11 protein-coding genes are annotated in these 14,413 nt (G+C 33.5%); 3 read left to right on the top strand and 8 right to left on the bottom strand.

The features are described 5' to 3' along the window. Window positions 1-207: 207 nt before the first annotated feature. The 6 genes from ACTU6T_RS09440 to ACTU6T_RS09415 all read right to left on the bottom strand — a co-directional run bounded on the left by ACTU6T_RS09440 (window position 208) and on the right by ACTU6T_RS09415 (window position 9,378). Window positions 208-819 (bottom strand): hypothetical protein, encoded by a 612-nt coding sequence (locus ACTU6T_RS09440; protein WP_460217964.1) that lies wholly within the window; start codon window positions 817-819, stop codon window positions 208-210. A 155-nt stretch (window positions 820-974) separates the two neighbouring features. After that, window positions 975-1,886 (bottom strand): hypothetical protein, encoded by a 912-nt coding sequence (locus ACTU6T_RS09435; protein ID WP_460217963.1) that lies wholly within the window; start codon window positions 1,884-1,886, stop codon window positions 975-977. 7 nt (window positions 1,887-1,893) lie between these two features. Next, window positions 1,894-2,727, bottom strand: a complete 834-nt coding sequence (locus ACTU6T_RS09430; protein WP_460217962.1) for a hypothetical protein — start codon at window positions 2,725-2,727, stop codon at window positions 1,894-1,896. 18 nt (window positions 2,728-2,745) lie between these two features. Continuing rightward, a complete protein-coding gene (locus tag ACTU6T_RS09425) occupies window positions 2,746-4,233 on the bottom strand; it encodes a RagB/SusD family nutrient uptake outer membrane protein (protein ID WP_460217961.1) in 1,488 nt (495 codons plus the stop codon). Between the two features lie 18 nt (window positions 4,234-4,251). Then, window positions 4,252-7,296: a SusC/RagA family TonB-linked outer membrane protein gene (locus ACTU6T_RS09420; RefSeq protein ID WP_460217960.1), complete on the bottom strand. Its 3,045-nt coding sequence runs from the start codon at window positions 7,294-7,296 to the stop codon at window positions 4,252-4,254. A 528-nt stretch (window positions 7,297-7,824) separates the two neighbouring features. After that, a complete protein-coding gene (locus tag ACTU6T_RS09415) occupies window positions 7,825-9,378 on the bottom strand; it encodes a helix-turn-helix domain-containing protein (RefSeq protein ID WP_460217959.1) in 1,554 nt (517 codons plus the stop codon). Window positions 9,379-9,627: 249 nt separating this feature from the next. On the opposite strand from ACTU6T_RS09415, the gene ACTU6T_RS09410 reads away from it, so the two are divergent. Beyond that, window positions 9,628-10,881 carry a type IX secretion system plug protein gene (locus tag ACTU6T_RS09410; protein ID WP_460217958.1) on the top strand — a complete coding sequence of 418 codons (1,254 nt, stop codon included), beginning with the start codon at window positions 9,628-9,630 and terminating at the stop codon, window positions 10,879-10,881. On the opposite strand, the gene ACTU6T_RS09405 is transcribed toward ACTU6T_RS09410, so the two are convergent. After that, window positions 10,878-11,408: a cysteine dioxygenase gene (locus ACTU6T_RS09405; protein WP_460217957.1), complete on the bottom strand. Its 531-nt coding sequence runs from the start codon at window positions 11,406-11,408 to the stop codon at window positions 10,878-10,880. The genes ACTU6T_RS09410 and ACTU6T_RS09405 overlap by 4 nt on opposite strands. A gap of 93 nt (window positions 11,409-11,501) precedes the next feature. Between ACTU6T_RS09405 and ACTU6T_RS09400 the strand changes: the two genes are divergently transcribed. Together ACTU6T_RS09400 and apaG are read left to right on the top strand one after the other, a co-directional pair. Then, a complete protein-coding gene (locus tag ACTU6T_RS09400) occupies window positions 11,502-12,863 on the top strand; it encodes a pyridoxal phosphate-dependent decarboxylase family protein (RefSeq protein WP_460217956.1) in 1,362 nt (453 codons plus the stop codon). Window positions 12,864-12,975: 112 nt separating this feature from the next. Beyond that, entirely contained in the window at window positions 12,976-13,362 is a 387-nt protein-coding gene (gene apaG, locus ACTU6T_RS09395; RefSeq protein ID WP_460217955.1) for a Co2+/Mg2+ efflux protein ApaG, read from the top strand. A 2-nt stretch (window positions 13,363-13,364) separates the two neighbouring features. On the opposite strand, the gene ACTU6T_RS09390 is transcribed toward apaG, so the two are convergent. After that, window positions 13,365-14,363 (bottom strand): DUF6695 family protein, encoded by a 999-nt coding sequence (locus ACTU6T_RS09390; RefSeq protein WP_460217954.1) that lies wholly within the window; start codon window positions 14,361-14,363, stop codon window positions 13,365-13,367. Between the last annotated feature and the right edge of the window lie 50 nt (window positions 14,364-14,413).

Genomic DNA, 14,413 nt, shown 5'->3' with positions numbered 1-14,413 from the left:
CCGTGCAAAAATACGAATAAAATGAGTAAAAAAACAGCTTATTAGTGAAGTTTATTATTTTTAAAGATTCTAAATAATTATCAAATCTATTAAATTCATTTATTTCAGACACAAAAAATAATTAACGATTGTAATTCATAAAAAAGACCGATAACATTTAAATTAGTATCGGCCACACTCTATATTTCTAATAGTCTAATTCCCCAATTACATTTGCTTTACACACCAAATTTTCCAAAAGACTGTTTCCTTTTTTGAGCTTAAATTCACAAATTTACCTATCCAATTAAATCCCTTTTCAGTAATATTAGAAAAGGTTAAGACACTTTCAATTTCATGACCATTACTTTTCGGTTCTGATTTACGCAAAACTATCTCATCTCCAAGCTTACCTCCTTTCCATATTTGAGGCTCTGAAGTCATAAAAGGCACAAAAAAAGGTACTTGCCATTGTTTTGTATGGGGGTTTAAAATTCTAATACTCGTAAAAGGCGTAATTATTTTACCATTGTCTAACCAGCCATCATCTTGAATTGCATTTCCGTTTAAAATATATTTCCATCTCCATTTTAAATTTAGAGTATCTCCAGCTACATCACCATTATATTGAACACTTTTACAATTGCAAATTCCTATAAGCTTTTCAAAATCTTGTAACTCTTCTGGAGCATTACTATTTGGTCTCCCATATGGGTTTTGCTCATTGGCTTCATACTCTATAGAATCAACGTTGATTTGATTATTATGCTGAGAAAAAATACTAAAACCATTTAGAACCATTATACTAACAAAGATTATTACATGCTTTATTTTTTTCATATTAAAACTTTTAAAAAAGAAAATGTGGAAGTCAAATATAAATTATATCAACTCCCACATCTCTATTAAACCATCAACTCTTACTAAATTAAATCAATCTATAACAACCATTAATTTTATTAAAGGTTATGGCTCTCCACATATTTATTATAGCATCAAACTTTAGTAAGCATAATTGTCATTGGAACATCTGCCTGACCACAGTTTCCTGCTCCACCAATAAAATCTAATAAATTTACCATGATAACATCATCGCCACATGGCAAATCTGCTGCATCTCCAGCTCCTAATAAAATTTCTGCCCCACAACCTACTCCAGTTGAAATTGGACCAGAAATTAGAGTTCCATCGGAACCGAATGCAAATTCGACATCAACAACTGGTAATCCAGCTCCAATACCAGGTAGATAATCGGCTTGGAAAAATCTACTAAATTCTCCTCCTGAACCTTCGGTTAAAGTCACCACGGTCCCATCAGCAAATTGCGCTCCAAATGGTCCTGCTCCTGTTGGTACAGTAAGTACATAATCTCCAAGACCAAACCCTGTTGTCGCTTCTAATGCAGGACAAATCGTCATTCTCTGAGTAATAGGTTTTTCATCATTAAAACCAACACCTACAGATGGGTCACTTGTTGATACTAATACAATATCAAACACCATTGGCTCAGTTAGTACAGGCAACTCTGTAAAATCGAATTCAATATTTGCTAAATATGCATATTCAATTCCAGTACTATTGTCTGGCCCAGCATAACTCGTCTCTCCAGCAGGACTCACTAGAGATCCTGAATTTGAAAACGCAGCATTTGGGTCCAGTCCAGATACACTTACTAAGTTATATCCAATTGTTAAATCATCATCAACTCTAGGTACTTGAATATCAACACCAATTCTAGCTCCAACATCAAATGATAAGTTGTAGTTAAAAGATACTGGATTAGCGCCTGGGAATTGAATCCATCCTACATTTTCTGTAGGACTAAACCCTAGATCATTATCATCGTTACATGCTGTAAAGCACATCACAAAACAAATCAGACCACATAGTTTTATAATGTTTTTCATAATTAAATTATTGTTTAGTTAGTGTAAAGTTCTGTACAATTGCAGGTCCGCAATCTGCTTCAGGATCTTCAAGATAATTTACAGTATGTACTGTATCATCATTTAGATCATACATTGAATTAGATGCTCCTGCACCAGTAATTAGATAAGAGGTCACTTGAGTACAAGTAACATTAATATCTACCGTTCCAACATTGTAAAAATTACATCCTAAAGTAATTACAACTTCAACATCTGCAGCTACACCTGTATTTGGTAAGAATGTAGCCGTAAATAAACGGTTTGTTGGCTCAGACGGATCTACAGTAACAGTAACAGGTACATCAATCCCAAAGTTTTCATTTCCGTTATCAGTTAATAAATAATCTCCTACCAAGTAGTCACTAGGCACAGGACAAACCTGAAAGATATTTACGGTATGTTGCACCGGACTCAAAGTAGCATTACTCGCATTTGAATCTTGAATATTAAGTATAATTGTTTCTGCTTGCGGTTCAACACTATTGTCGACACCATTTATGGTCAATATACCTGAATAAGATCCTGCTGGAATTGTCACCATATTAGACACAAACGAGTAATTCTCTGCCGCAGCAGAACTAGTCTCATCAACAGATACTGTAACAGTTCTATCTGAATCTGACACCGTAGAGACTTCTATTTGAACATCTACCGTTCCTGTACCATCAATAACAACAGCCAAGTCTGAGCTAGTACCGGCAAACGCTACTAATGATTGTCCACTTGTGTTATTAAAAGTCGTATTGATATTATCATCTTTATCACATCCAAAAAAGGCTGCTACCATCAATGACAATACTGCTATTTTTATTTTTTTCATAATCATTTAATTTTTTTATTAATACCCAGGGTTTTGTTCTGCAGCACTATTTGCTGTAGTCTCTGCTAAAGGAATAGGTAATGTATACCTGTGATCATCATTTGGTAATGAACATCCAGCTAAGATAGAGCACTCTTTTGCATCTCTTTCCATAGTTCTATTTCCTCTGTTCCCTAAACGCTTTAAATCTACCCATCTATGACCTTCAAATAGAAGTTCCAAACGTCTCTCATCTAAGATCCCTCCAAAAGCTTCTGTTTGATTAGCATATGCAGGTAATGGCTGTGGAGATCCAAATCTTGCATCTCTAAGCTGCTTGATAAACTGTGCCGCTGCTCCTAATTGATTTGCATCTGCTGCTGCCTCTGCTCTAATAAGTAACATCTCAGCTGATCTGAATACTTTTAAGTCATTCATTAATGGCTGACTATTTGATCCAGGATATTTCCAAACGATTAATACATCATCATTTAAGAAGTTAGGGTTACTTGCATAACCAGGATCAATTGAAGAGTCTGCTAAGTTCACTGCTCTAGGTAAACGAATATCAGCTGTTCCATTCATGATGTTGAATGTTGAACGAGAGATTTCCATAAATGGTCCTCCACCAACAGTAGCATCAATAAATGCCCATAAGCTTCCTGCCCATCCTCCGCCGGCAGTTCCTTGTCCGTCAAATGAATCACCTCTAGCTCTTTCTAAAGAAAAGATCACTTCTGTAAAGTCTGCATCATCATACATTGAGAAGTACTGTGCTTGGTTAGCAATTGGATAGCTTGCTAATAAACTTGCTGCAAATCCATCTGCTGCTGCATACTGACCTCTATACGCTGCCATTCTTGCTCTAAGAGCCGTAATGAAATCTTGTCCCATAAAAAACAGTCCTGATGTGTCACCATCTGTTCCATTAATCAAGCTTGCTGCTGTATTTAAATCTGATGTAATCTGAGTATAAAACTCGCCATTAGTAGACCTTGCAACACTAGCAAAGATATCTGATGTTGGTTCTGTAAGTAATAATCCTGCTAATGCCGCATCATTAGTATAATCTGTTGAAAAGAAGGTCAAGATTTTAAAGTGCGAAAAGGCTCTAATCGCATAGGCTTGTCCTAATACATGATCGTATAAATCTGGATTTTCTGCTCTATCAATAGTCTCTGCTGCAGCAATGATTCTATTAGCCATACCAATAGCGCCATAGTTAGAAGCCCAAATATTGAACGCATAACCACTATTTGAGTTGATATTATAGTTCTGTGTGTTGGAGTTTTGCCCTCCATTATCACGCCCTCTAAACGACTCATCTGTAAATGCCGATGTATAACCAATTTCAAAGGTTGTATCTAGAAAATTGTATGCTCCTAACAAACCACTTTTTAAGTCATTAACACTCTGAAAAGCGTTATCTGCACCTAATCGTCCTGGTTGATCGATATCAATCGCATCGTTACACGATACCACTGTAAAGATCAAACAAACACATAATAATTTATATATATTTCTCATATTTATTTTGTTTTTTTATTAAAATCCAAATTCAATTCCTACTGAATAGGTCTTTGGTGTTGGATATCTGTTTTGAGATGCGTTTAATGCTTCTGCATCAAAGCCTCTCCACTTACTCCATGTTACTAAGTTCTCTCCACTTACAAATGCTCTAAGAGATGTAAATCCTATTTTATCTAACACTTTCTTTGGCACATTGTATCCAAACTGAATAAAACGCAATCTTAAGTAATCTGACTCTCTAATGTTTCTATCTGATAAGAACTCATCACTTGCATTTGTTGCATTTAATGACGGAATATCTGTGATATCGCCTGGTTGAGACCATGCTCTTAAGATATCTCTTGAGTGTCTAAACTGTCCAATTGCTGTTGGATCTAAGAAGCCTTGCATATCAAAATCTGAACGATATACACCAATGGTATAGTTAAACTGTGTTGTTAAGAAGAAGTTCTTATAATCCGCATCAAATCCGAAACTACCTTGGTAATCAGGGAAGATGTTCTTTCCTGTAGCTCTTTGATCGTTTGTTGTAATATCTTCGGTTAAGTTACCATTGATATCTAAAAATAATAAGTTACCATTTGCTGGATTAACACCCATATATGGTGCTGCAAATAATTCTCCAATAACACCTCCAACACGACGAACAAGTGGCTGATCACCACCAGCTCCTAAACTCACGATCTCTTGCTTGTTATAATTTCCAACAGCATTAAGCGTTAAATTAAAGCCATCTTCTTCTTTTGCTTTAAAAAGGTCGTAGTGTAATTCTACATCAAATCCACTGTTTTGTAATTCACCTACATTTGCATTAATTCCAGTAACACCTCCGTTTAATGATGGTGCAATTGGAGTATTCACAAATAAATCTTCAGTGTTTCTTTGATACACATCAAAACTACCTCTTAATCTATTATTGATAAGTGCAAAGTCTAAACCAATATTAGCTTGTACAATAGTTTCCCATTTTAGATCATTGTTTCCAATCTGCCCTACTGATAAACCATTTACTCCACCATATTGTCCTCCTGTGTTAAAGAAGTTCTCTGTTAAATCTGGTGCAGCAAAATAAGCAAACTGTCCTGCTACTGCTACAATTCTCTGGTTACCTGTAGTACCATAAGACGCTCTAAGCTTTAATTGATCAAAGATAGAATCTTCCATAAAGGCCTCGTTTGAAATATTCCAACGTCCTGCAACAGACCAGAAGGTACCCCAACGATTCGATGCTGAGAAACGGTATGATGCATCACGACGTACTGTCGCTGAGAATCCATATCTTGTATCATAATCATAATCTACAAATCCAAAGTATGAGAATAAACCTGCATCTCTTACTGTAGCTCGACCTGTATCTACATAATTATCATCATTAGCATTATCATTTACGAATGACGCTCCATCTCCAGGAGAGAAGGTTGCTGGATCAAAACCTAATTGTCTAAATCCAAAACTACGTCTGTGCGCCTTAAAGTATTCTGTAAATAAAGACACCTCTAAAGAGTGCTTATCTGCAAATACTTTTGACCATGTAAGTGAATTGTTAAAGTTTAATGCAACTGAACGTCTTGAATCCTGATCTGAGAATCCTGGTGTGTTATCTCCTGTCACGGCAAATAATTGTGCGTTAAAAGACAATGGTCCTTCTACACGTAATAATTGCTCATCAGTAAAATCACCACCAAACGAGGTCCTAAAGGTTAAATTATCTGTTATTTTATAACTTGCATTAACGTTTGCTATCACCTTTATTTCATCCTCACGTCTTGTATAAGTATCTAAACGATCCAATAAGAATAATGGTGTATTCACAAATAACACTGGAATATTTCCTCCTCCACCTGGCACATAAGATGCTGGTGAGATATAAGGAACCGATTGATTGGCTCCTAAGACAAAGTTTCTATTAATTGAACCACCAGCTCCATCAATTGAATTAGGTTCATTTGATTCTGAATAATTAAATGTAAATGATGTTCCATAGTTGAACTTATCATTACTTGACTTACCAGAAATATTACTTCTGAAGTTAAAACGTTTAAGTGTACTTGCACGTTTTAAGATTCCTTCTTGATCTGTATATCCAAAGGATGTAAACGAGTTAATGTTCTCACCACCTGACGCCAAGTTAAGTGTATGACTCTGAGTAAGTCCTGTTCCAAAGAACACATCTAACCAGTCTGTATTAGTTTGTCTTGCTCTAATCTCTAATTCTGCATCAGATAAAGTTGCTCCAAATCCTGAACCAAAATCCTTCTCTAACTGTAACTGCTCTCTCGAGTTCATTAAGTTATAATCATTGTCTTGTAATGTAGAAAATGCTGTGGTTCCAATATAGTTAATCTTTAATCCTGAGTTATAAGACCCTCTTCGTGTTTTAATAAGCACAACACCATTTGCCCCTCTATTACCATAGATAGCAGTTGCCCCTGCATCCTTAAGTACAGATAATGACTCAATGTCATTTGGGTTTAAAGATCTAAAGTTATCCTCATCTACTGGAACACCATCTATAATAAATAATGGCTCTGTGTTACCTGATAAGGATGATACACCACGTAAGTTAATGGTACTATCACCTCCTGGCTGACCATTACCTGTTGTAATGTTAAGTCCAGCAACCTGACCCTGAAGAGTCTGCGCAAATGACGCATTTGGTCTTGCCTCTACCGTCTTTGCGGTAATTGTTGTGGAGGAAATATTAGATTTCTCGGCTGTTGAAGTCCTGTAGGCCTCAATAACAACCTCTTCTAATGATGCAACGTCCTCTTGTAATGCCACATTAATTGTTGTTCTGTTTCCTATGAGTTCTTCAACTGTTTTGTTTCCTACATAGCTAAATACTAATGTTTCGTTTGCACTTGCTTTAATAGAATAGTTTCCATCAAAATCTGTTTGAACTCCACGCGTTGTTCCTTTTACGATGACACTAACACCTGGCAACGGTAATCCGTCTACTGCTGATGTAACTGCACCTGTGATCGTTTTCTCCTGAGCTAACATTGTAGCCATATTTAAAAAGAAGAGCACCACCACTAAAACATAATTTTTTACTTTCATAAATTTTCAATTTTAATTATTACGAGTTAGTTATAGTGCAATATGAAAAGGCTAGTGGTGAAGTCGTTTTATTTTTGAAGACTAACTCAAAATAATTACTCTTATGAAATTAAAGTTAACATGGTTTAATGCATAATAAGTCACACTAGCACCACCATGCCTTTTGCAATTGCTGATGTAAAAAACGTAAGTAAACCCTGATTTTACGGTAATCCCGATAATAATTTCCTTATTTCCGAAGACGATTTACGTTACAGGTGCCTATTTAACAAATAAAGCAAGAAAGACTTTTCAAAATGAGTAAAGAAGATCATTAAATCATCGGTACATTTAAGCAAAATGGCTTAGAAATACATCAGAACTTAAGCGTTCTTTTTTGAGAAACTCAAAAGCTATTGTGACAATTAAAATCAAAGTTTAAAATGATAAATCTCCTTTAATCGTAAGACGATATTAAGATAGATCTATTAGACTACTTGTCTAATTGAAGTTTGATAGATGTAGTTTTAGAACAAGAACAATAAAATATCAAGCAATGCTCAGCTTTCTGCTTTTATATTGTGTTGGCGTAAGCCCTGTTCTCTTTTTGAAGGCGTTATTAAATGAAACCTTATTATTAAAACCAACTTCATAGAGAATTTCTGTAATATTCATAGTATTATTACTTATCAATAATTCTTTGGCTTCATCAATTCTGAAATCATTTAAAAACTCAAAAAAATTCTCTTTAAAATGCTCATTAATAATCTGTGAGGTATTGTGTTTAGAAGTGCCAAGCCTATTAGCCAAAATTTCTAAACTAATATTATTCTCTTTATACACCTGATCATCTATCATTAAAGACAATAGCTTTTGCTTAAGCTCTAAAGACAAACTCTTACTTAAACCAGATTTTTTATACTTAACAAAGGTAAGTACCTCTTCAATTCGGAAACCCCAAAACACTTCGGGCTGGAGATATCCCATAATACTGATTAAAATGATAAAGAATGAAATCATAAATGAAATCATATAATCCCATTGTTGATTAAAAAATGAAAAATTAACTAATGTAAAATAAATCACATACGAGAGTATCAAGCCGAAAAACGAATACACCAAATAATTAAGCCATACACCAACATTATCTGCAATATTAAATTTTTCTTTTCTGACATAATTATATATAAGTACGAGATATACAGTCATATGTATTATTCGGATCCAGGGATTAAACAATAAATTGAGTAATGGTGCAAAGACTGTTTCAGAGACATCAATAAACAATCGTGCAACATATAGTAAAAAACAAATACTGTATGGAATAAAATGATGAAAAATAAGCTTAAATCTAAGTTTTTCAGTAAACAAAGATTGGATATACATCAAAAGTAAAGGGCCAAACAAATATCCTAAAACAATAAATAGTTTATCAAAATATCTAAATGGATAGATATAAATATAACCACTCCAATACAACACGAAAATAGCCAAGGTCAATGAAAAAGATAACACAAACAATCCAAGAATGATATTTGATTTTTTATTCCCTTTTTTTCTAAAAACTAGAATTGAAAATAGTAATACGCCTTGAAACACAATAAAAAGAAAAATACTAGTCCACTTGTTTAAAGATGGCTTATATTGGATCATAAGTTTCTTGTATTTAGGGTTATTAGCAAGGACACTAAAATTCCCATCTTGAAACAAGGCCGAAGGCAAATTTTCTAGCTGCAGGGTTTTTTCTATATACTCAAGACTTCCATTAATATTATTGAGCTTCAATTCACTCAATGCCAAATTATAATACAACCTTTCATAGGTCACTTTTCCAGTTCCTACTACGTCTAACTGATCGGCTTTAACAAAACTCTCTTTAGCTGCCTCAAAATCTACAACTTGAGTTTCACAAAGTCCTTTATTATACCAAAACAACGGATTGTCAGAATTTTCATCAATAATCTCTTCTAGTATAGGAAGAATTTTATGGCAATTCTCATCGCGAAAATGCTCTAATAGTTCATCTGAAATATTACTCTCCTGCCCATTTGATTGAAAAAATGAAAAGACAGTTAATAATATAAAAAGACGAATCCAAAGCATAGTTTTTTTATTAACAAATATATTGTAGGCACTTTAAAAATAGTCCAGATTTAGTTAATCCCGATAATAATTTACTCTATTTAAGATTTCTATAACATATGATTTTTATTTTAAGATTTTATTAAGTTTTACTTAACATAATTATCCATCAGGAATAACATCACAAAATCATTTTAAATGCATATATGTGCTATATCATATAATATTAAGGCACAGATTTTGTTTATCTTTACATATCAAACTATTGTAATGATTAAAAAGATCTATTTTATTCTGTTAAGTATTCTATTTTCTATTCAAGGATTTAGCCAAGTAGAAGAAGTCAATCCCCCAGATTATATAAAAACGATAACCTTTAGAAGTAGAACATCATCGCAAGGTCAACTCCCTATCATTCGTTTAGGAGAAGCCTTTCATTTAGAATTTGATGTTCTAACTACAGACGAACCTGATTTTTATTATACCATTGAGCACTATAATTTTGATTGGACCAAGTCTAACCTTGTTAAAATGGAATACATGAAGGGGTTTGACAATTATAGAATAGTGAATTATGAAAATTCCTTTAATGCCTATCAACTGTATTCGCATTATGATTTGCAAATTCCAAATCAGCAAACACGAGGATTAACCAAATCCGGCAATTATATCATTTCAATTTTTGACGAAGATGGCGAATTAGTATTTACTAGGAAATTTATGATTTTTAAAGAGCAGTTAGGTGTTGGCGTTTCCATTAAACGCTCTAGAGATGTCAAGTATATTGAAAGTAAGCAAAGTGTTGATATCACGATTAATTCGGGAGCATTGAATTTAAATAACCCAAAGCAAACTATCAAAACGTTAATAATTCAAAACAACAACTTAAATACCGCTATCTCTGGAATCAAACCACAATATACTATAGGAAAAGAACTCATTTATAAATACGTGAAAGAAACGTCATTTTGGGCAAGTAATGAATATCGTTTTTTTGAAACCAAAGATGTTCGTGGTGCCAATGTAGGTGTACAGTTTATAGATTTAAAAGACATCTATAATAGCTACTTATTTACCGATGGACCTAGAGCAGAACAACCCTATACCTATAACCCAGATATTAATGGTAATTTTTTAATCACTGCCATTGATCGAGATGATGTTGATATTGAAGCAGATTATACAAATGTTCATTTCTCATTGCTATATCCAAAATTAACTGATGGTAGCTCTATTTATGTTTACGGAAATTTTAACAACTATGCATTAGAGCCACAAAACAAACTTGTTTACAACGGAGATAGTAATCAATACGAAGGCACAATTAAACTCAAACAAGGGTTTTACAACTATAAATATGTTGTAGTCGATGCTAATGGTAATCTAGACGAAGGGGAAATTAGTGGTAATTTTTGGCAAACGGAAAACAACTACAAGGTACTAGTCTATTATCGAGACTTAGGAGCTAGATTTGATCAACTCATAGGGTTTGGAGAAGCCACTTCTGTAGATATCTCAAATTAATCTTCTAATACCAGTTGCTTAAACGTATCATACTGTAATGTTCGTTCTATAAATTGTAGAGTATTCTCATCAAAAGACACACAATTCTCAATAGGCTTGGCATACAAATGTAAACTAACCGATTGACCCGCATGGATATTTTTCAGTCGATGAAACCCAATCTTATCATTCATAAAAGACAAATCTTGAGGCAAGTAGTTTTGAGAACATACTTCTCTCAAATAATTGTTATTATCTACAGTATAATGAATTTCTTTTAGCTTACCTTCTAACAAATAGACCCAACAGTCTTCACCATCATGATCATGAATAGACGTCTGCTGACCATCCTCCCAACATAATAAAATAAGTTCAAAATTAGCATCTTTGTATACACAATTACGCGTATACTTTTCATGCGACCAACTCTTAAACTCAGAAAAGTCTATCGAATTAAAATCGAAAGTCTTTAACAATTCATTGTAATCCCCAGTAGAAGATTGCGACAATAATGCTATTAATGTTTGTATATTCTCTTTTGATTTCAATGCTGTTATAGATATTTAAAAGGATTTTTATAATATTCCGAAAAAATAGGAATAAATTTACACAGAGCCAAAATTATAGAATGATCTTCTCTTATGATTAATGATTTAAAATTGTTTACAGAACTTGTTGAGTTTCTAATTTCCGAAGAACAAAATAACCCTGTCGCCAAACCTATAGATACTAAACTTTTATATGAAACTTTTGATCTCAACCTTAATGACGAACCCACAATTGATTCCGATTTCAAAAACACACTAAAAGATATCATTAAAAGCACTCCAAAGACAGCATCTACCTCTTTTTTTAATCAACTTTTTGGAGGTAGAATTGACAGAGCTGTTCTTGGTGATTTGCTCGCTGTTCTTTTTAATAATAGTATGTACACATATAAAGTTGCTGGGCCTCAAGTTGGAATAGAAAAAACTATTTTGCATAAAATATGTGATATTATTAAATACCCTAGTACAGCCGATGGCACCTTTGCACCTGGAGGTTCTATGAGCAATTATATGGCAGTTTTAATGGCAAGAGATAAATATAATCCAATGGCTAGAATGCAAGGAGTAACTAATAAAATGACATTATACACTTCTGATGTATCACATTATTCTATTGCCAAAAACGCCTCCTTTATTGGTGTAGGACGTGAGCAGGTAAGATCAATAAAAACAAACCACAAAGGCGAAATGTTGGTTATAGATTTAGAACTTCAAATTTCTAAAGATCTTAAAGACGGCTATCAACCATTCTTTATTAATGCTACAGCAGGCACAACAGTATTAGGTGCATTCGACAATGTTGAAGACATTAGTAAAGTTAGTAAAAAGTATAATCTATGGCTACATTTAGATGGAGCGTATTGCGGTTCGGTTATTTTTAGTGAGGACTATAAACATTTAGTGAATGGTATAGAACAAACCGATTCGTTTAGTGTTAATGCTCATAAAATGCTCGGTACTCCCTTAAGCTGTTCCATAATTGTGACAAGAGACAAGAAACACTTGTACCAATCATTTTCTAATGATGCTGAATACTTATACCAAACCAATGATGATGATTTTAATTTAGGAAAAACATCGCTTCAATGTGGCCGCCGAAATGATGCATTAAAATTGTGGACCTTATGGAAATCTGTAGGAAGTATAGGCTTAAAATCTATCGTTAATCATCAATTTAATTTAGCAGATATAGCTAGAACTTATATTAACAAGCATCCTGATTACACATTATATAGTTTTGACAATTCAATTTCGGTTTGTTTTAATTACAAAAACATTCCTGCGAAAAAATTATGTACTTTATTATATGAGAATGCAAAGCTTATGGTTGGCTTCGGAAATTTTAGAGGACAAGAATTCGTTAGAATGGTGACTATAAACTCATTATTAAAAGAAAACGACATTATCAATTTTTTCAAAACAATCGAAGATTTTGCAATTTCAACTGATTTTTAAATCCGTTAATCGGTTCTTTTTTTAAAAATTGTTAAAAATTTGCATTATTTTAAAAAAGTCTCCAAATTAGGAAGAAATTAGTTATTTTTGAAGGCTATTATTGGGATAATTCATGGTTCAACAAGTTACAAGCGGCATTAAAATTTCTGTCGAGACATCTTTCGAGGGTACTTTTTATAAAAATTATAAAGTACATTTTGCGTTTGGTTATAAAGTAACTATTGAAAACCAAAGTAAAGATTCTGTTCAATTAAATTCAAGATACTGGAGGGTTTTAGACGCTTTAAATAATGTAGAAATCATTGAAGGCGAAGGTGTTATTGGAAAAAAACCAGTTCTAAAACCAGGAGAGTCTCACACTTATAATTCTGGATGTTTATTAACGTCTCCTTTTGGAGCCATGCAAGGACATTACAATATGGTAAACTTTACGAATACCAATAAATTTAAGGTTATCATCCCAACATTTAAGTTAAGTGCTCCTTTTGCTATTAACTAAAATCAATTATTACTTTCTTGAAAATCAAACCTGTAAGTTGTATCATTCTGCTTGATATGAAAAAACTTGCAATTTGAATAATGCACAAATTGATAATCAGATTGAATATCAAAACCTTCAGCAGTTACAGTGTAAATACCATCACAATCAACATTTCCATAAGGGGAAACACGTCTAAATCTAAATTCCATTGGACTACTTAAATCATAAATTTCAAACCAAGCTCCAGCTGCTATACCACTCAACCATTGTGCATGATCTGCTTTAACATCGTTTTCCTTGGGCATTAATGTTCCAATTAAACTCGGTTTATATCCCTTAAGTCTATCTAAAAATAAGCGTCTATTTTCTTTACTCACTGTTGAATCAAACTCTGAAACGACACCAGTATCAGAAACTACATATACTAGATTTTCAGTATCAGCAATCACTACATTTCCTATTGTACTTGGTGTAAAGTTCTTTGACCTTACAAGTTTGTTTTTTATTGAAGAGTTTGTCACACTAGCAATCACACTATCTGTCACAAATCGCGCACAATTACAAGCTTGTTTAATAAATGCGGCATATCTTATAAATCCATGGTTTTGCATCATGGTAATATGTTTTCTTGCCCTTTTATAATCAATAGCTTTACAAACAGATGCATATAAGTCGCCATCTCCATGAGTTAGTTTAGGGTGCGTTGCTAGAAACTTCAAAATGTCATCTAAATTCTTAATTTCATCATTCTCAATATTAGCGACAATAGGGAAATTAAGTTCAAAATCAGTTTCGCGCCCTCTTACCCTCCCATTTGGTGACGATGTAATATAACGACCAAAATCATGATATTCCAAAACACCTGTTGATTTATCAATTAAAACTAAAGCTGCATGACCAGCTCTCACGTGTTTTTTATTACCAATAAATAAAAACCTCAGAAATGGGGAATACCATTCTTCGGCATGAGAGACTATGGTTTCTGGGTATGCTAGGGTAAGTATGATTCCGTCGTTCATTTGAAAAATATTGCGAGCAACTTACAAAAAATTACTGATTATTTTAACCT

It is taken from the genome of Psychroserpens citreus (assembly GCF_055686305.1).
Note: the sequence above shows the minus strand (reverse complement) of the source record. Positions and strands in the feature narration are given on the sequence as shown.